21 protein-coding genes are annotated in these 16,277 nt (G+C 68.2%); 20 read left to right on the top strand and 1 reads right to left on the bottom strand.

Features of this window, described 5'->3' with window-relative positions:
• Nucleotides 1-82 precede the first annotated feature (82 nt).
• From AC1RRJ_RS19230 to AC1RRJ_RS19185, 10 genes are all read left to right on the top strand, one after another.
• A complete protein-coding gene (locus AC1RRJ_RS19230; RefSeq protein WP_493125666.1) occupies nucleotides 83-1,189 on the top strand; it encodes a phage portal protein in 1,107 nt (368 codons plus the stop codon).
• Between the two features lie 15 nt (nucleotides 1,190-1,204).
• A complete protein-coding gene (locus tag AC1RRJ_RS19225) occupies nucleotides 1,205-1,531 on the top strand; it encodes a DUF6127 family protein (RefSeq protein WP_493125664.1) in 327 nt (108 codons plus the stop codon).
• An 8-nt stretch (nucleotides 1,532-1,539) separates the two neighbouring features.
• Nucleotides 1,540-1,971: an HK97 family phage prohead protease gene (locus AC1RRJ_RS19220; protein WP_493125662.1), complete on the top strand. Its 432-nt coding sequence runs from the start codon at nucleotides 1,540-1,542 to the stop codon at nucleotides 1,969-1,971.
• A gap of 75 nt (nucleotides 1,972-2,046) precedes the next feature.
• Entirely contained in the window at nucleotides 2,047-2,538 is a 492-nt protein-coding gene (locus tag AC1RRJ_RS19215) for a hypothetical protein (protein ID WP_493125660.1), read from the top strand.
• Between the two features lie 79 nt (nucleotides 2,539-2,617).
• Entirely contained in the window at nucleotides 2,618-3,760 is a 1,143-nt protein-coding gene (locus AC1RRJ_RS19210; RefSeq protein ID WP_493125658.1) for a phage major capsid protein, read from the top strand.
• 131 nt (nucleotides 3,761-3,891) lie between these two features.
• A complete protein-coding gene (locus AC1RRJ_RS19205) occupies nucleotides 3,892-5,367 on the top strand; it encodes a tail fiber domain-containing protein (RefSeq protein WP_493125656.1) in 1,476 nt (491 codons plus the stop codon).
• On the top strand, nucleotides 5,364-5,528 hold the full coding sequence (locus AC1RRJ_RS19200) for a hypothetical protein (protein WP_493125654.1): 165 nt from the start codon (nucleotides 5,364-5,366) through the stop codon (nucleotides 5,526-5,528). Before AC1RRJ_RS19205 ends, AC1RRJ_RS19200 begins: the two co-directional genes overlap by 4 nt.
• Nucleotides 5,529-5,547: 19 nt before the next feature.
• The gene (locus AC1RRJ_RS19195) at nucleotides 5,548-5,829 is read left to right on the top strand and encodes a phage fiber-tail adaptor protein (RefSeq protein ID WP_493125652.1); all 282 of its coding nucleotides are present in this window, start codon (nucleotides 5,548-5,550) and stop codon (nucleotides 5,827-5,829) included.
• 5 nt (nucleotides 5,830-5,834) lie between these two features.
• A complete protein-coding gene (locus tag AC1RRJ_RS19190; protein ID WP_493125650.1) occupies nucleotides 5,835-6,374 on the top strand; it encodes a head-tail connector protein in 540 nt (179 codons plus the stop codon).
• The gene (locus tag AC1RRJ_RS19185) at nucleotides 6,371-6,763 is read left to right on the top strand and encodes a DUF3168 domain-containing protein (RefSeq protein WP_493125648.1); all 393 of its coding nucleotides are present in this window, start codon (nucleotides 6,371-6,373) and stop codon (nucleotides 6,761-6,763) included. Before AC1RRJ_RS19190 ends, AC1RRJ_RS19185 begins: the two co-directional genes overlap by 4 nt.
• An 85-nt stretch (nucleotides 6,764-6,848) precedes the next feature.
• On the opposite strand, the gene AC1RRJ_RS19180 is transcribed toward AC1RRJ_RS19185, so the two are convergent.
• The gene (locus tag AC1RRJ_RS19180) at nucleotides 6,849-7,175 is read right to left on the bottom strand and encodes a hypothetical protein (protein WP_493125646.1); all 327 of its coding nucleotides are present in this window, start codon (nucleotides 7,173-7,175) and stop codon (nucleotides 6,849-6,851) included.
• 58 nt (nucleotides 7,176-7,233) lie between these two features.
• On the opposite strand from AC1RRJ_RS19180, the gene AC1RRJ_RS19175 reads away from it, so the two are divergent.
• From AC1RRJ_RS19175 to AC1RRJ_RS19130, 10 genes are all read left to right on the top strand, one after another.
• Complete coding sequence (locus AC1RRJ_RS19175; protein WP_493125644.1) at nucleotides 7,234-7,641, top strand: phage tail tube protein; 408 nt, start codon at nucleotides 7,234-7,236, stop codon at nucleotides 7,639-7,641.
• Nucleotides 7,638-7,949 carry a GTA-gp10 family protein gene (locus tag AC1RRJ_RS19170; protein ID WP_493125642.1) on the top strand — a complete coding sequence of 104 codons (312 nt, stop codon included), beginning with the start codon at nucleotides 7,638-7,640 and terminating at the stop codon, nucleotides 7,947-7,949. The genes AC1RRJ_RS19175 and AC1RRJ_RS19170 overlap by 4 nt, the downstream gene beginning before the upstream one ends.
• A 1-nt stretch (nucleotide 7,950) precedes the next feature.
• Nucleotides 7,951-8,154: a phage tail assembly chaperone gene (locus AC1RRJ_RS19165; protein ID WP_493125640.1), complete on the top strand. Its 204-nt coding sequence runs from the start codon at nucleotides 7,951-7,953 to the stop codon at nucleotides 8,152-8,154.
• Nucleotides 8,147-8,722 (top strand): tail tape measure protein, encoded by a 576-nt coding sequence (locus AC1RRJ_RS19160; protein ID WP_493125638.1) that lies wholly within the window; start codon nucleotides 8,147-8,149, stop codon nucleotides 8,720-8,722. Before AC1RRJ_RS19165 ends, AC1RRJ_RS19160 begins: the two co-directional genes overlap by 8 nt.
• The gene (locus tag AC1RRJ_RS19155; protein WP_493125636.1) at nucleotides 8,722-11,037 is read left to right on the top strand and encodes a DUF2460 domain-containing protein; all 2,316 of its coding nucleotides are present in this window, start codon (nucleotides 8,722-8,724) and stop codon (nucleotides 11,035-11,037) included. The genes AC1RRJ_RS19160 and AC1RRJ_RS19155 overlap by 1 nt, the downstream gene beginning before the upstream one ends.
• Nucleotides 11,038-11,039: 2 nt before the next feature.
• Complete coding sequence (locus AC1RRJ_RS19150) at nucleotides 11,040-11,855, top strand: phage/gene transfer agent baseplate hub protein (protein ID WP_493125741.1); 816 nt, start codon at nucleotides 11,040-11,042, stop codon at nucleotides 11,853-11,855.
• 16 nt (nucleotides 11,856-11,871) lie between these two features.
• A complete protein-coding gene (locus AC1RRJ_RS19145) occupies nucleotides 11,872-12,270 on the top strand; it encodes an NlpC/P60 family protein (protein ID WP_493125634.1) in 399 nt (132 codons plus the stop codon).
• A gap of 63 nt (nucleotides 12,271-12,333) precedes the next feature.
• Nucleotides 12,334-14,511 carry a phage tail protein gene (locus AC1RRJ_RS19140; RefSeq protein WP_493125632.1) on the top strand — a complete coding sequence of 726 codons (2,178 nt, stop codon included), beginning with the start codon at nucleotides 12,334-12,336 and terminating at the stop codon, nucleotides 14,509-14,511.
• A 12-nt stretch (nucleotides 14,512-14,523) separates the two neighbouring features.
• Entirely contained in the window at nucleotides 14,524-14,979 is a 456-nt protein-coding gene (locus AC1RRJ_RS19135; protein ID WP_493125630.1) for a DUF2793 domain-containing protein, read from the top strand.
• Between the two features lie 130 nt (nucleotides 14,980-15,109).
• Nucleotides 15,110-16,228 (top strand): OmpA family protein, encoded by a 1,119-nt coding sequence (locus tag AC1RRJ_RS19130; protein WP_493125628.1) that lies wholly within the window; start codon nucleotides 15,110-15,112, stop codon nucleotides 16,226-16,228.
• The last annotated feature ends 49 nt before the right edge of the window (nucleotides 16,229-16,277 follow it).

Raw genomic sequence — 16,277 nt, 5'->3', positions numbered from 1 at the left:
ATCGGGCGACCGACGCTGCGGGCGGCAGTGCCCGGGCGCCGGTCATCCGCTGCTTCGCGGGGCGTCTTTTGGGGAGAACAGCATGAACTGGTTTGGCCACAAGGCTGCGCAGTCCTCTGCGCGGCCTGCTTTGTCGCGGGTGTATGGGACGTGGTCCTCGCCGGCGCCGCTGTCTTATGAGGCGCAGCTGCGCGAGGGATATTTGGGCAATGCGATTGTTCAGCGGGCGGTGAAGCTGGTCGCCGAGGCGGCGGGCAGCGCGCCGTTGGTGGCGAGCGATCCGGCGCTGGCGGCGCTGGTGTCGGCAACGTCGGGCGGACAGGGCATTGTCGAGACTTTGGCGTCGCAATTGCTGCTCCATGGCAATGGCTATGTGCAGATTTTGGCCGATGGCGCGGGGGCGCCGGCGGAGCTGTTCGCGCTGCGGCCCGAGCGGGTGACGGTTGAGGCAGATAGCCGCGGGTGGCCGGTGGCTTATCGGTACAAGGCCGGCGGCGCGGGGGTGCTGCTGCCCGCCGAAGATGGCGCGGGGCGGACCCAAGTGGTGCATGTGAAGGCGCTGCATCCATTGGACGATCATTATGGCGCGGGGTGTCTGGGGGCGGCGTCCAGCGCGATCGCGGCGCATAATGCGGCGGCGGTGTGGAACCGCGCTTTGCTCGATAATGCGGCGCGGCCTTCGGGGGCGCTGGTCCATGATCCGGGCGACAAGGGGATGCCTTTGTCGGCGGAACAAGTCGATCGGCTGCGCGAGGAATTGGCCGAGAGCTTCGCGGGCGGGGCGAATGCGGGGCGGCCCTTGCTGCTCGAGGGCGGGCTTCGGTGGCAGGCCTTGTCGCTGTCGCCTGCCGAGATGGATTTTCTGGCGCTGAAGGATTCGAGCGCGCGCGAGATTGCGATGGCGTTCGGGGTGCCGCCGATGCTGCTCGGGCTGCCCGGCGATGCGACCTATGCCAATTATCGCGAGGCCAATCGCGCGCTGTGGCGGCTGACCGTGCTGCCGCTGTGCGCGAAGATTTTGGGGGCGGTGGCGCAGGGGCTGTCGGGCTGGTTCGAGGGCGCCGAACTGCGCGTCGATCTGGATAAGGTGCCGGCGCTGGTCGAAGACCGGATGGCGCTGTGGCGCGAGGTGTCGGCGGCGGATTGGCTGACGGCCGATGAGAAGAAGGCGCTGCTGGGCGTCGATTAACCCGGAGATAGCGACATGGATGAGGAAGAGGCGCTGGCGCGGTTGATCGCGCTGGCGGGGACGGGTGCGGCCGGAGCTTCCGGTGCGCCCGATGCGGCGTTGCTGCGCGCGGTGGTCGAGGAGGCGAGCGAGTTGGGCGCGCGGCGGGCGCTGGCGCGGCTGGGGCTCGCCGATGAAGCGGCGCGCGATGACATGGTCGATCTGCGCCAGCTGCTCGGCGCGTGGCGCGATGCGAAGACGAGCGCGTGGAAGGCAACGGTCGAATGGGCGGTACGCGGGATGCTGGCGGCGCTGGTCGTCGGGCTGGCGGTGAGGCTGGGGCTGCCGGGGTTGCTGCGGTGAGGGCGGCGATGGCAGCCCCCTCCCGCAAGCGGCAGGGGGGCTTGCGGTTTGCGGGCTATGCTTCGGTGTTCGACCGCGTGGATCGCGGAGGTGATGTGGTGCGCGCCGGCGCTTTTGCCGCGAGCCTGGGCGAAGGGCGTGCGGTGCCTTTGCTTTGGCAGCACCGGCCGGGGGTGGTGATCGGGGTGATCGAGACATTGGCGGAGGATGCGCGCGGGCTGCGCGTCGTGGCGCGGGTGACGCATCCCGCTGCGGCGGGGCTGGTCGCGCGCGGGGCGCTGACGGGATTGTCCTTTGGATATCGGGTGACGGCGGCGCGCGGGGAGAATCCGCGCGAGCTGCTGGCGCTCGATCTGGCCGAGGTGAGTTTGGTGGCGATGCCGATGCAGCCGCTGGCGCGGGTGATTGCGGTCGAGGATGGTGTTGACTTGTCATCGTAATTCGCGTGCACCGGTCGTTTCAGGCGGGAGAGGCAGGGCATGCGCTTTTTACATTTGGTGACCGTTGCAATGGGAATGGCCATTGCGCCTTCGGCGTCGCAGGCCGCGCCGATTCGATATGGCTGTGACACGGCAGCCGGACGATTTTCCCCGATCGAAATCGAGCTGCCGAGCGCGGGCTTCGAGATCAGCGGGACGATCACGCCGAAGGAGTTCCGCAAGGATCCGAGGTGGGTGCCGACGGCCCTTGTAAGGGTGACTGCCATCGAAGGCGGCGATTCTGTCGATGTTCGTTTCACGGGCGAGGAGGCGAAGGCCCGGAACGGCTCGGTCACTTTTTCTGTCAGGAAAGGCGGGGTCGAAGGACGGAGCAATCCGCAGATTTTTTCATTGGGCCAACCGGTGCCTTTCGCGATCAAGCTGTTGGGCGGTTCCGAAATGCAAGTGATGGCGGGCGCGCAGACGGCAAAGCTGCCGGCGACTTTCGGTTCGACGCTGAAATTGACGATCGCCTGTTCGACCGGTGATTTCATATTTTCGGACCTGGAGTGGAAGCACGCGCCCTGACGATCACATGACAATGCAGTTGCTGGTGGGCCGTCCCGTTCGGGGCGGCCTTTTTCGTTTTGATGAAGGAGTGACAAGCATGGAAGTGGAGATCGAAGTGAAGGCGGATGCGCTCGACGGGGCGTTTGATGCGGTGCTGGCGGCGGAGGCGGTCGATGATCTGAAGGCGTCGGTCGCGGCGCTGAAGGCGCAGGTCGAGCGCCAGGCTGTCGCGGCGTCGCGTCTGCCGCTCGATGGAGCGAAGGCGGCCGATCCGGCGCGCGATGCGTTCGTCGAGCGCTATTTGCGGCGCGGGATCGATGCCGGGACCGAGATGAAGAGCCTGTCGGGGGCGAGCGGAGGCGAGGGCGGCTATGCGGTGCCGCGCGAGATTGACGGGACGATCGCAAGCACGCTGAAATCGCTGTCGCCGATCCGGTCGATTGCGACGGTCGTGCAGACGGGGTCGAGCGGATATCGCAAGCTGATCGCGACGGGCGCGATGGGGGCGGGCTGGGTTGGCGAAACGGCGGCGCGGCCCGAGACCGCGGCGCGCAGCTTTGCCGAGATCGTACCGCCATCGGGCGAGCTTTATGCCAATCCGGCGGCGAGTCAGGCGATGCTCGACGATGCGATGTTCAACGTCGAGGACTGGCTGGCCGACGAGCTGGCGCGCGAATTTGCGGTCGCCGAGGGCAGTGCGTTCGTGAGCGGCAACGGGACCAATCGGCCGAAGGGCATCTTGTCCTATGCGACGACGAACGAGGTCGACAGCGTGCGGGCCTTTGGGACGTTGCAGCATCTGGCGTCGGGCGCGGCGGGGAGCTTTGCTGCGGCGAACCCGCAGGACAAGCTGGTCGAGCTGGTACACGCGCTGCGCGCGCCTTATCGTCAGGGCGCGACCTGGGTGATGAACAGCGACACGCTGGCGCGCATCCGCAAGTTCAAGACCACCGACGGCGCGTTCCTGTGGCAGCCCGGGCTGGTCGAGGGACAGGCGGCGAGCCTGCTTGGCTATCCGGTCGTCGAGGCCGAGGACATGCCCGACGTGGCGGCGAACAGCCTGTCGATCGCGTTCGGCAATTTCCGCGCCGGCTATTTGATCGCCGACCGCGGCGAGACGCGCATCCTGCGCGATCCGTTCAGCAACAAGCCCTTCGTGCATTTCTATGCTACAAAAAGGGTCGGCGGTGCGGTCATCGACTCACAGGCCATCAAGCTGATGAAATTCGCCGCCAGCTGACACGGCGCTGGTGTGCGATGGGCGCCCGGCCCGGCCACCTATCCCTTTCGGGACCGGGTCGGGCGCCAATTGCGGATCATCATTCCGCCCTTCCGACAAATCTGTCTTTTTCTGGAAAGGATGGCCTTGCCATGCCGACCCCTTTTTTCGCCGATCTGGTGCGCGAGCTGTGCCAGGAGGGCGGGACCGGACCGCTGACGCCCACGGGCGCGGTTCCGGGGCACCGCCGCTTTGCCGACGCCGTGCCCGTTGGTGTCGCCTTTCACTACGCCATCGCCGGGATTGCCCGGCCGGGGCAGTGGGAGGTCGGGACGGGCCGGATCGACGGCGGCGGCCGGCTGGTTCGCGAAACGGTCGCCTCGTCGTCTAATGCGGGCGCGACGGTCGATTTCGCGCCGGGCCTGAAGACGATCGCGCTGACGGTCGGGGCCGGCTGGTTCGCTGCGAGCGAGGCGGCGGCTGCAGCGTTGGCGAGCGCGATCGAGACCCGGCAGCCGCTGTCGACGGCGCATGCCGGCGCATCGGTCGGCGCGTCCGAAGACCTGTTGACGGTACGGCGCGGCGCCGGCTGGGTGAATATTCCGCTGGCGACTTTGCCGTTTCGCGATGGCGACGGCCGACACGTACTGAGTGGCGGATTGTCGGCACAAAACGGCAGCGCGGCCACGCCGTCGATCGGTTTTGCGGCGGACACCGACTGCGGACTGTTCCGGCCGGCGGCAAATATGGTCGCCGTCGCGACCGCGGGCACCGAGCGGGCGCGGGTCGATGCCGCGGGCAATATGGGGGTCGGGACAAGCAGCCCAACGTCACGCCTGCATGTTTTCGGCGGGGGCGCAGGCGCGCTGGTCCATTGCGATGTGTCCTATGCAAACATCGGCGACAGCGCGACGGCGTTCCGCTGCAGCCTCAATAGCGGCGCGGGCGGCGCTTATCTTTCGGGTTATTCCAATGACGCGAACCTGACGCATAATTGCGAGTTCATCAGCGGCAGCGGATGGGTCGCGCGCGGTACCGCCGCCTCGCGCCACACGCAGGAAGGCGGCGCGCATAGCTGGTTCGGCAATGCGGGGCTGACGGCGCATGGCAGCTTTGCGCCGACCGAACGCCTGCGGCTGGAGGTCGGCGGCACGCTGCGCGCGGCATCGGACAATAGCCAGTCGCTGGGCAGTGCGTCCTTTCGCTGGGCAGTCGCCTATGCCGGCAGCGGCGCGATCAATACGTCGGACGGGCGCGAAAAGACATGGCGGGGCAGCGCGACGGCGGCAGAGATGCGGGCGGCGCGGCGGATTGCGGACGAGCTGGGCTTTTACCAATGGAACCATGCCATCGCGGAAAAGGGCGCAGGCGGCGCGCGGCGGCATTTCGGGGTTCGCGCGCAGGCCATATGGGCGATCATGGCAGCGGAAGGGCTGATCGATCCGCTGGATGCGGACGGACGGCCGGGCGATACGCCCTATGCCTTTCTGTGCTGGGACGCGTGGGTGGACGGGGTGGACGAGCAGGCCATCCGGTGCGACCGGTTCGGAGTCCGGCCCGACCAGCTGGCGCTGTTCCTGATCGCGGCGCAGGAACAGCGAATCGCCGCGCTGGAGGTGGCGATATGATCGGCGGATCGGCGCTGGCGGCACGCGCGCTGGGCGATGCGGCGCGCCGCGATCTGGCGAGCGAATGGGGCGGACCCGAACCGGGCGCCGAGCGTGGCCCGGCGCAGGGGATACGCGTCGTCCGCGATCCCGCCCGCCGCGCCACTGTGCGCAAACCCTGAAAGCGAGAAAGGAGCGGCCATGGCGATGATGGTGAAGGACCCCGACGCGCGGATCGATTTCGAATTTGACTGGCGCGCCGCCTATCCCAACGGGCAGGCGGTAGTCGCGAGCAGCTGGACGGTCGCGCCCGATGAAGCGGGCGGGGTGATCGTGGCGGCGGCCGCGCACGACCTGATGCAATCGACGGCGACGCTGGCCGGCGGGATCGCCGGCCATGTCTATCGCGTCACCAACCGGGTGACGATCAGCGACGGGCAGATCGACGAGCGGTCGGTAACGATGCGGGTGGAGGAGCGGTGATGACGATGAGCCTGGTGCCGGGCGAGGCCCCGGTGAGCCTGAACGAGGCGCGCAACTGGTTGCGGCTGGGGGGCAGCATCGACGATGCCGTCGTCGCACAACTTGTGCGAGCCGCGACGAATATTTGCGAGGCCTTTATCGGCCAGTGGCTGGTCGTGCGCGCGGGCGAAGAAATTTTGCCCTTGCAGGGCCGCGCCGTGTCGTTGCGCGCCCGCCCGGTCATTGCGGTGGATGGCGTGGTTTTGTTGCGGGCGGACGGTGACGAACGCGAATTGGCGGAGGAGGGTTACCGGACGGTGATCGCCCGCGACGGCACCGCCCTTGTGACCGTCCATGACCCGGGCGAGGCGATACGCATGCGCATCGCCTATCGCGCGGGAATGGCCGAGGGGGCCAATGGCATTCCCGAGGCGATTCGTCAGGGCATTGTCCGTATGACGCAGCATCTGCACGATGCGCGTGACGGGGCGGGGGCGGCCCCGCCGGCGGTGATCGCCGCCTTGTGGCAGCCCTGGCGGCGGTTGACGCTGGGGGGCGGGCGATGAGCAGCGCCGAGCAGGCGGTGCGCGGCAAGGCGCTGGCGTTGTTGTCGGCCGACAGCGAGCTGGCCGGGCTGGTCCATGGCGTCTTTGACGGCGTACCGGCGCGGGCGAGCGCGCCCTATGTTTCGGTGGGGACGGCCGAGGGGATCGACTGGGGAACCAAGGATCGTGCGGGGCGCGAAATCCGCCTGACACTGACGCTGGCGGGCGTGGGGAGCAGCCTCGATGATCGGGCCGCCGCGCATATCACGGCGGCGGTGCCCGCAATGCGCGGGGGGACCGACGGCTGGTCGATCGTCGGCGCGCGGGTGATCCGCACGCGCTTTGCCTTCATCCGCGACGGCGGCTGGCGGCACGACATCATCCTGCGCTGTCGCTGTCTGGCGGCGTGAGGATGGCGGCGCGAAGAAGAAAGCGGAATTTCTGCCGAGGTGTTCCCCGGCGCAAGCCGGGGAACGGGCAGGGCACGGCCCGAGACTATTCGCCGGGCATCGTGTTGGATTCGCTGTAATCCTTGTATTTGTCGACGAAGTTGGCGTGATAATCGTCGATCTGCATGTCGGCGTCTTCGGACGCGACTTTTTCCGAATCGCCGCCCGAGCGGCCGAACGCGATTACGGCGCTGCGAAAGGCCGCGCGTTCGTCGTTGCAGATCGATTTGACCGCCACTTCGAATTCGCCGGGCGGCGTCTTGGCCTCCAGCGACTTCTTCACATTGTCGCGCAGGCATTTGGTGAAGGCCGCGCGCGTCGTGTCGACCGTCCCGGTCGGCGCCGGTGCCATGGCGGCCAGCAATAGTGTCATGATCAGCATCCTGCGACTCCCCGTTAACGCATGATTTTTCTGGTGAGGAGAATAGACGATGGCGATTGAAAATGGGAGCGCTTTTCTGCTCAAGATTGGTGATGGCGCGGCGCCGCCAACCTATCGCACGGTCGCGGGGCTGCGCACGACCCAGCTGTCGGTGAACGGCGAGGCGGTCAATGTCACGACCAAGGATTCGGGCGGGTGGCGCTCGCTGTTGTCGGGCGCCGGGGTGCGATCGGTTTCGGTGAGCGCGGCGGGCATTTTTACCGGGTCCGACACCGAGGTGCGGCTGCGCAGTCACGCGCTGGCGGGCGCGATCGACGATTATGAACTGAGCTTTGAAAGCGGCGAGCGGATGCAGGGGCGGTTCCTGGTCACGCGGCTCGACTATGCCGGCGATTATAATGGCGAGCGCAATTACACGCTGAACCTCGAATCGAGCGGCGCGGTGGTGAGCCTGTGAGCGGGGCCAATGCGCTCCGCGGCGAGGCAGAACTGCGCGTCGATGGCGCGGTGCTGGTGCTGCGCCCGAGCTTTGCCGCGCTGGTTGCGGCGGAGGCCGAACTGGGGCCGCTGTTCGCGCTGGTCGAGCGCGCCGCCGACGGGCGGCTGGGGCTGGGCGAAATGGCGTGCCTGTTTTGGCATTGCGCCGGCGACCGTGCCGAGGGGGTGACGCGCGAGGCAGTGGGTGAAGCGGTGGTCGCGGCGGGGCTGGTGGCCGTGACGCCGGCGCTGCGCGTGCTGCTGGGGCAGATTTTGCAGGGGCGTTGAGGTGGGTGAGGGGCTTTTTGGCGCTGCCGCTCTGCCCTTGCTCGGACTGATGGCGCGTGTCGCGGGGTGGCGGCCGGCGGAGTTTTGGGCGGCGACGCCGGCCGATGTGGCGGCGGTGCTGGCGGGCTGGGTCGACGAGGATGCCGAGGCGTCCTTCGATGGTGCGGCGCTGGCGGCGATGATGGAGGCTTTTCCCGATGGATGAGGTTGACGAGATGGTGGTCGCGGTGCGCGCCGACACCGGGGCGTTTCGCCGCGACATTGCGGCGCTGCGTGCCGAGCTGGGCGGCGATCTGGTGTCGGCCGCCGATGCGGCGGGGCGCGGGATCGAGCACGCGCTGAGCCGGGCGATCGTCAGCGGCAAGATGGGGTTCGAGGATCTGAAGCGGATCGCGCTGTCGGTTATGGCCGATATCGCACGCGCGGCGATATCGAACGGGATCGGCGCGGCGACGGCCGGTGGGGGCGGATCGGGCGGAGGCGGACTGCTGTCGCTGGGGATGAGTCTGGCGACGGCCTTGTTCGGGGCGCCCGGGCGGGCGACGGGCGGGCCGGTGAGCGCGGGGCGCGCCTATCGCGTCGGCGAGCGCGGCCCCGAACTGTTCGTGCCGACCGCGAGCGGACGGATCGAGGCTGCGGGCGGGATGGTGCGCAACATCGCGATTACGGTGAATGTGCAGGGGCAGGCGGGAAGCGACCCGCAGCGGCTGGCGCAGACGGGGCGGCAGCTGGCGCGCGCGGTGCGGCGTGCGGTTGCGGCGGGGGAAGACTGATGGGCTGGGCGTTGGCGGCGGCCGAGCCGCATCATCGCAAGGGGTGGCTGAAACGTTTCGACCCGCGATACTGGACGGTCGATTTTGCGCGGCCGATGATGGCGAGCGTGACGAGCGATGCGCCGGGCGTGCTGCGCGTCGAGGCGGTTTTCTACCGGAAGCAGGATCTGGCGGGGCTGATCTGGGAAAGCGAAGACCGGTGGGATCATCCGTTGCTCGCCTATGAGACGAAGCGCGATTTTCGGCATACACAGCTGAGATTCCGCTGGCGGTCGGGCGGTGTGAAGCCGCTCGATGCGCTGCACGGGCCGACGCTGACGATCGAGGGGCGCGATGCGGCGGGGAGCCCGCGCGCCTGGTATGTGCGGCTGTGGAATTATGCGGCGGGCACGGGCGAGGATGCGCTCATCACGCTCGATTTCGATGCGCTTGAGGGTGGGTTCCTGTTGCCGGGCGAGGCTGATCCGGTGTGGGTGGGCGATATCGACCGGATGTTCATTTCGCTGGTGCCGCCGACATTCGACGGGAGCGATGGGGTGCTGGCCGGGCCGGTCGAAGGCTGGGCCGAGATGCGCGACATCGCCTGTTCGGGGTCGGGGTCGGTGCTGGCGATCGGCGATGTGGTGATGCCCGGGCATGGGCTGGGGATCGCGGGCGGCTATGACGATCATTATCATCTGGCCCCGGCGCGGCTGGTGCGACAGATCGTCCAACTGGGCTATCGCGGTGACATCGTCCATTATGTCGGGATGAGCCATTATATGCGGCTCGCGGCGGCGGGCGGCGGCTTTGCCGCCGATGTTGCGGGCGGCGCGATCAATGCGCCGTGCGCGGCGTGGCACGGGGAGCTTGCCGCGGCGTGCAAGGCGGCGGGGCTGGGGCTGATCTGGTCGCTCTCGTACGAAGTTTTCGATGCTTATTGCCCCGCGAGCTGGAAGCAGCGCGATGCCGCGGGCGCGCCGGCACTGACCGGATGGGAGCCGCCGTCGACCCTGCTGTCGCCCGCGAATGCCGAGGCGATGGGCTATTTGCAGCGGGTCGCGCGGGCTTTTGTCGCGATCGGACGCGAGGCGGGGTTGGCGGCGAAATTCCAGGTCGGCGAACCCTGGTGGTGGATCGCGAGCGGCGGGCGGATCTGTGCCTATGATGATGCGACGACGGCGGTGCTGGGAAGCGCGAGCGTCGCGATTGCCGATGTGCGGGGGGCGCAGGGTGCGGCGCAGCGGGCGATGCTCGATGCGCTGGGGAGACTGCTTGCGGCGTCGACCGCGGCGCTGATCGCGGCGGCGCGCGATGAGGTGCCGGGGCTGGTCAGCCATGTGCTCGTCTTTCTGCCGACGGTGCTCGACGCGGCGGCGCCCGAGGTGCGGCGCGCCAATGTGCCGGTCGAATGGGCGGCGCCGGCATTCGATATCCTGCAGCTGGAGGATTATGACTGGGTCACCGCCGGGCGCGGGGCCGGGACCGCGGGAGCGCGGGCGGCGATGGTCGAGCGGCTCGGTTATGCGGTGGGCGAGCAGCATTATTTTTCGGGCTTCGTGCTGAAGCCTGAGGATCGCGCGCAGTGGGGGGCAATTGCCGATGCCGCCGACGATGCGCGGCGCGCGGGGGTGGCGCGGGCGTTCGTCTGGGCGCTGCCGCAGGTCACGCGCGACGGCTTTGTGACATTTGACGGGGAGGATGATGTGCAGGCGTTTGATGCGGTGGATTTCCCGCTGGCGATCGGCCGCGAGGCGATGGTGGTGACCGAATTTTCAACCCAGATCATTGCCTCGCCATCGGGGCATGAACAGCGCGCGAGCGAATGGGCGGATGCCCGGATGCGTTATGATGCCGGGCCGGGGGTGCGGTCCGAAGCCGATGTGCGGACGCTGGCCGACTTCTTTCGCGCCCGGCGCGGGGCGGCACGGGGGTTTCGCTTTCGCGATCCGTTCGACGGCAGTTCGGCAGCCGATGGCGGGATGCCGGGGGCCGAAGATCAGTTGCTGGGGACCGGCGATGGCAGTCGGCGGCAGTTCGCTTTGGTGAAGCGCTATGGCGACGGCGACGCGGTGCAGACGCGCGCGATCCGGTTGCCGGTCGATAGCAGCGTGCGGGTGTCGGTCGACGGCATCGAGACGGTGGCTTTCGCGATGACGGGGACGGGCGAATTGCTGTTCGATGTGCCGCCGCCGCCGGGCGCGGCGGTGCGGGCCGGTTTTCTGTTCGATGTCGCGGTGCGCTTTGCCGAGGATCGGCTGGAGGTCAGCCGCGCGACCTTTCTGGCGGGCGAGATGGCGAGCGTGCCGCTCGTTGAGGTGCGGGCGCCGTGGTGACGATGACAGCTGCGCCCGGCTGGCTGCGCGAAGAGCTGGTGACGCTCGCCTGGTGCTGGCGGCTGTCACGGCGCGACGGGGTGGTGATCGGGCTGACCTCGCACGACCGCGACCTGATCGTCGGCGGGCTCGTCTATCGTGCCGCGCCGGGGATGACGCCGTCGGCGCTGGAGACGAGCGACAGTCTGGATATGGAGACGCTGGATCTGGAGGGCGGGCTGGCGAGCGATGCGATCGCCGCCGATGATCTGGATGCCGGGCGCTGGGACGGGGCCGAACTGATGCTGTTCGTCACAGACTGGGTGGCGCCCGACGCAGCGCCGGTGACGGTCGCGCGCGGGTCGCTGGGCGCGGTCGAGCGGCGCGGGGCGGCGTTCACCGCGGAGTTGCAGGGGGTGACGCGAATACTCGACCGGCCGGTGTGTCCGGCGACGTCACCGAGCTGCCGCGCGGCGCTGGGCGACCGGGCGTGCCGCGTCGATCTGGCGCCCCGCACCCATTTTCGGCGCGTGGTTGCGGTCGCGGGGAGGATTGCCACACTCGACAGTGCGGTGGAGGCGATGGCCTTTGGCGAATTGATGTGGATGGAGGGCGCGAATTGCGGGCTGGCGTCGCCGGTGATCGCGGCGGACGGCGCGGCGCTGCATCTGGCCGAGGGACCGCCGTTGACAGCGGTGCCGCCGCTCCGCGTGCGGCTGATCGAAGGGTGCGACAAGCAGTTGGCGACCTGCACCGCGCGCTTTGCCAATGCGGTGAATTTTCGAGGTGAAGCTCACCTGCCTGGTAATGACCTGCTGACGCGTTACCCCGGTGGATGAGCCTGGCGCGCGCGCCTTGGCCGCAGCGCGGGCGATGGTCGGGGTACCGTTCCGGGCGCAAGGGTGCGATCCCGCGACGGGGGTCGATTGCGTCGGGCTGGTCTGGGCGGCTTATGTCGCGGCCGGGCTGCGGTTGGTGCGGCCGAGAGACTATCCACTTCGCGGGTGGGCGCGGGCGCGCGTTGAGGCGGGCTTGGCAACGGCGGGGTTTGGGCCGGCCGATGCGGAGGCGCGCGATGGCGATGTTGCGTTGATCGCTTTCGCTGCGGGGCAATTTCATCTGGGGCTGATCGGACCGGTGAGTCTGGTGCACGCGCATGCCGGATTGCGGCGGGTGGTTGAGACGCCATTTGATGCGGCTGCCGAGGGCGCGGTGCTGTGGCGGCTGCGGCGCGGCCCTCCCCGCTGCGACTAGAGCGCAAGCGCTCAAGTCTCGCTGCCCCTCCCGCAGGCGGGAGGGGGTTTATGGAGATTCATTATGGCGACTTTGGTGCTGACGGTGGTCGGCGGGATTGTGGGCGGGCCGGTCGGGGCGGCGATCGGGGCCGCCGTCGGGCAACAGATCGACGCGGCGATCTTCAAGCCCAAGGGGCGCGAGGGGCCACGGCTCGCCGATCTGAAAGTGCAGGCGTCGACCTATGGTCAGCAGATTCCGCAGCTGTTCGGGACGATGCGCGTCGCGGGCAGTGTGATCTGGGCGACCGACCTGATCGAACGCCGCAACAAGCGCGGCGGCGGCAAGGGACGACCGTCGGTGACCGAATATAGCTATGCGGCGTCGCTCGCGGTGGCGTTGTCGTCGCGGCCGATCCGCGCGATCAAGCGCATATGGGCAGACGGCAATCTGCTGCGCGGGGCGAGCGGGACATTTCAGGAGCGCTGTACCTTTCGCTGGCACGACGGCCGCGAGGATCAAGCGGTCGACCCGTTGATCGCGTCGGCGGTCGGTACGGCATCGGTGAGCGCGTTTCGGGGACTCTCTTATGCGGTGTTCGAGGAGTTGGAACTCGCGAACTTCGGCAATCGCATCCCGTCTTTGACCTTTGAGGTCGAGGCCGATGCGGGCGACGTCGATGCCGGGTTGATCGGCAATGCCTTGCTGGGCGAGGGGGGGCGTTGCACCGGGCGATGGCCTTTTGCGGGCTATGCCGCGTCGGGCGACCGGGCGCGTGATGCGCTGGCGCCCTTGTTCGAGGCCGATGCGGTGCGGCTGGCGAGCCGGCCCGACGGATGGCGGCTGACGCCCGCGGCATTGGCTGGTGCGCCGGTCGCGCTGGCGGATTTTCGCGAGACGCGGCGGGGTGAGGGAGCGGGCGATTGCGCCGAACGGCGGCGCGCGCCGATGGACGCGTTGCCGGGCATCATCCGGCTGCGTCATTATGAGCCCGAGCGCGATTATCAGCTGGGCCAGCAGGCGAGCATGGTCGCGGGCGGCGGAGTGCGCGAGGAGCGTATCGACCTGCCCGCGGTGCTGCCCGCCGCGTCGGCGCGGGCGCTGGCGCGACAGATGGCTGGGGCGATTGCCGACGGGCGCGAGGCGGTGGTGTGGCGGGGCGATCTGGCCGCGCTCGCGCTGCCGGTTGGCGGGGTGGTGACCTTGGCCGACGGCGGCGCCTGGCGGCTGGCGGCGCGGATGGTGCGCGGCGGCAACGTGTCGCTCGAACTGCGTCGTCACCAGCCATTGCCGGCCGATGAGGTCGGCGCCGATCCCGGTACGCCGGTGACCGCACCCGACTGGCCCGATGCCGTAGGGACGGTACAGGTTTTCGACCTGCCCAATATCGGCAGTCCGGCGGCGAATGTGCCGCAGTTGCTGTTGGCGGGCGCGGGAAGCAACGACGGCTGGCGCGGCGCCGATTGCTGGTTCGTCACGGTGTCCGGGGCTGCGCCGGTGCCCGTTGGCACGCTGCGCCCGGCGGCGGCGCTGGGCGTTCTGGCCGGGGCGCTGGCGCCGGGAAGTTGCGCCTTGTTCGATGGCGCCAACAGTGCGCTGGTGAGGCTGACCAATCCGGCGATGACATTGGAATCGGTTGACGATGCGCGGCTGTTTGGCGGCGCGAACCGCGCGATGATCGGCGGCGAATTGTTGCAGTTCGGGCGTGCCGAAACGGTCGGGCCAGGCCTTTGGCGCCTGTCGCGGCTGCTTCGCGGGCGCGGTGGAACCGAAGGTGCGATGACGCATGGCGCGGGCGCGCCCTTTGTGCTGGTCGACGATCCGGCGGTGCTGATCCTGCCCGGCGACCTTGCGGGGGCGGCCGAGGGTGCTGGCGCGACGCTGCAATGGGCGCCGCGCAACGGAACGGTGCTGACCGAGGTTGACGTGCCCGGCGGGGCGCTGGCGTTGCGGCCGTTGGCGCCGGTGCAGGGGCGGGTTCGGCGCGATGGTGCGGGCGGGGTGATTATTGGCTGGGTACGGCGCAGCCGCGTCGATACGGGGTGGCGCGACCATGTCGACCTGCCCGCTGGTGAAAGCCGCATGGCGTGGCGTGTGACGCTGGTTCCCGCCGTTTCGGGCGTCGGGCCTTGGGAATGCCTGACGCCCGAGCTTCATATTCCGGCGGCGGCCATGGCGTCCGTGCCGCCCGGACGTGTGATTGAAATTCGGCAGATCGGTGATTTCGCCCTGTCGCTTCCCCTCACGCTTCCGCTCATATGAAAGGATGAGAGCATGACCGATAATACTCCCGCGACGCCGCGCTTTTCGCTGCCGCTGCTGGCGATGGCGCAGGCGCAGAAGGAGGTCACGCATAATGAGGCGCTGACCTTGCTCGATGCGCTGGTCCACGCGGCGGTCGAGGACGGGCCGCTGAATGTTCCGCCCGGCGGAGCGTTGGAGGGGCAGTGCTGGCTGGTCGGCGCCGCGCCGAGTGGCGGTTGGGCGGGCGAGGCGGGTGCGGTCGCGATACGGACGGCCGGAGGCTGGCGCTTTGCGGCGCCCCGCGCCGGGATGCGTGCGGTGCGATTGACCGACGGCGCGTGGCTGCGATGCGACGGTGACGGATGGATCGAACCGGCGACAATCGCGGGCCCTGCCGGAGGCGTTACAGTGGATTTCGAAGCGCGGTCTGTCATCATCGCATTGATTCTGCACCTCGAGGCGCAGGGCCTTCTGAATTCGGGCTAATTTTGCACCTATTCGCGGGCAAAGTGCGACTTTTTGGCAACATATTGGCGATTTGTTGGGTTGCGCGGAACCAAAGGCGCGAGTAGGACGTCTGACGAGACGTAAAGCTCAATTGAAAGGGGAATTTGTTATGAGGAAGCTAGCCGTCGCCGTGGCGTTGGCCTCCACTGCCCTGGCGTCGCCTGCTCTGGCACGCGACAACTCATGGTATGTTGGTGTTGGTGGTGGTGTGATGATCGTCGAGGATATGGACCTCGACATCGGCACTGTCCAGAATGCAGGCACTCTCGATCACCGTAAAGGTTATGACTTCGAAGGTACTGTCGGTTATGACTTCGGTGGTTTCCGCGCAGAAGTCGAAGTCGGCTATCGCGAAGCCGACATCAAGGGCGGCACCTTCGGTGCTCCCGGTATTCCGCAGAGCGTAGCCGGCACGGGCGCCCTGTTCACCGGCACGACGCCGCTGAACGGCGATTCGAACGTGTTGAGCTTCATGGTCAACGGCATGCTCGACTTCGGTGACGATGACGGGCTGCAGGGCTTCGTCGGTGGTGGTGCCGGTGTTGCTCGCGTTTCGGTCGAACCGGTCTTCGCCGGTGCGTTCCTTGACGATTCGGACACGGGCTTTGCCTGGCAGGCGATCGCGGGTATCCGCGCTCCGCTGACCAGCCATTGGGATGCCGGCCTGAAGTATCGTTTCTTCAACGCCGACAATCTTGACCTGGTCGACCAGCGCGGTCGCGACGTTTCGACGCGCTTCCGTTCGCACTCGATCCTCGGCACGCTGACCTACAACTTCGGTGGTGCTGAAGCTGCTCCGGTCGTGGCACCTCCGCCGCCTCCCCCGCCGCCGCCGCCCCCGCCGCCTCCCCCGCCGCCGCCTCCGCCGGTGGTGTGTGAGCCCGGACCGTATATCGTGTACTTCGACTGGGATCAGTCGAACATCACGCCGGAAGCGGCTTCGACGCTCGACAACGCGATCAGCGCCTACAACCGTGGTTGCACGGGTACGCAGGTCATGCTCGCCGGTCACGCCGACCGTTCGGGTGCAGCCAAGTACAACGTCGGCCTGTCGCAGCGCCGCAACGACGCGGTTCGCAGCTATCTGACCGCTCGCGGTATCTCGGACGGCTCGATCAGCGCAGAAGCGTTTGGCGAATCGCGCCCGGCCGTTGCAACCGCCGATGGCGTTCGCAACGACCAGAACCGTCGCGTGGAAATCACTTACGGTCCGAACTCGGGCATGTAAGACCGGTTTCCATTCCCGACGGGGATGGGACGAAAAAGAGGGGCGGTGC

The organism is Sphingopyxis sp. GW821-FHT12C06 (genome assembly GCF_058807415.1).
Note: the sequence above shows the minus strand (reverse complement) of the source record. Positions and strands in the feature narration are given on the sequence as shown.

Excerpts from the sequence above, each read along its gene's own strand:
- AC1RRJ_RS19230 (WP_493125666.1), top strand. The coding sequence starts at position 83 with ATGAACTGGTTTGGCCACAAGGCTGCGCAGTCCTCTGCGCGGCCTGCT.
- AC1RRJ_RS19225 (WP_493125664.1), top strand. The coding sequence starts at position 1,205 with ATGGATGAGGAAGAGGCGCTGGCGCGGTTGATCGCGCTGGCGGGGACG.
- AC1RRJ_RS19220 (WP_493125662.1), top strand. The coding sequence starts at position 1,540 with ATGGCAGCCCCCTCCCGCAAGCGGCAGGGGGGCTTGCGGTTTGCGGGC.
- AC1RRJ_RS19215 (WP_493125660.1), top strand. The coding sequence starts at position 2,047 with ATGGCCATTGCGCCTTCGGCGTCGCAGGCCGCGCCGATTCGATATGGC.
- AC1RRJ_RS19210 (WP_493125658.1), top strand. The coding sequence starts at position 2,618 with ATGGAAGTGGAGATCGAAGTGAAGGCGGATGCGCTCGACGGGGCGTTT.
- AC1RRJ_RS19205 (WP_493125656.1), top strand. The coding sequence starts at position 3,892 with ATGCCGACCCCTTTTTTCGCCGATCTGGTGCGCGAGCTGTGCCAGGAG.
- AC1RRJ_RS19200 (WP_493125654.1), top strand. The coding sequence starts at position 5,364 with ATGATCGGCGGATCGGCGCTGGCGGCACGCGCGCTGGGCGATGCGGCG.
- AC1RRJ_RS19195 (WP_493125652.1), top strand. The coding sequence starts at position 5,548 with ATGGCGATGATGGTGAAGGACCCCGACGCGCGGATCGATTTCGAATTT.
- AC1RRJ_RS19190 (WP_493125650.1), top strand. The coding sequence starts at position 5,835 with ATGAGCCTGGTGCCGGGCGAGGCCCCGGTGAGCCTGAACGAGGCGCGC.
- AC1RRJ_RS19185 (WP_493125648.1), top strand. The coding sequence starts at position 6,371 with ATGAGCAGCGCCGAGCAGGCGGTGCGCGGCAAGGCGCTGGCGTTGTTG.
- AC1RRJ_RS19180 (WP_493125646.1), bottom strand. The coding sequence starts at position 7,175 with ATGACACTATTGCTGGCCGCCATGGCACCGGCGCCGACCGGGACGGTC.
- AC1RRJ_RS19175 (WP_493125644.1), top strand. The coding sequence starts at position 7,234 with ATGGCGATTGAAAATGGGAGCGCTTTTCTGCTCAAGATTGGTGATGGC.
- AC1RRJ_RS19160 (WP_493125638.1), top strand. The coding sequence starts at position 8,147 with ATGGATGAGGTTGACGAGATGGTGGTCGCGGTGCGCGCCGACACCGGG.
- AC1RRJ_RS19155 (WP_493125636.1), top strand. The coding sequence starts at position 8,722 with ATGGGCTGGGCGTTGGCGGCGGCCGAGCCGCATCATCGCAAGGGGTGG.
- AC1RRJ_RS19150 (WP_493125741.1), top strand. The coding sequence starts at position 11,040 with ATGACAGCTGCGCCCGGCTGGCTGCGCGAAGAGCTGGTGACGCTCGCC.
- AC1RRJ_RS19140 (WP_493125632.1), top strand. The coding sequence starts at position 12,334 with ATGGCGACTTTGGTGCTGACGGTGGTCGGCGGGATTGTGGGCGGGCCG.
- AC1RRJ_RS19135 (WP_493125630.1), top strand. The coding sequence starts at position 14,524 with ATGACCGATAATACTCCCGCGACGCCGCGCTTTTCGCTGCCGCTGCTG.
- AC1RRJ_RS19130 (WP_493125628.1), top strand. The coding sequence starts at position 15,110 with ATGAGGAAGCTAGCCGTCGCCGTGGCGTTGGCCTCCACTGCCCTGGCG.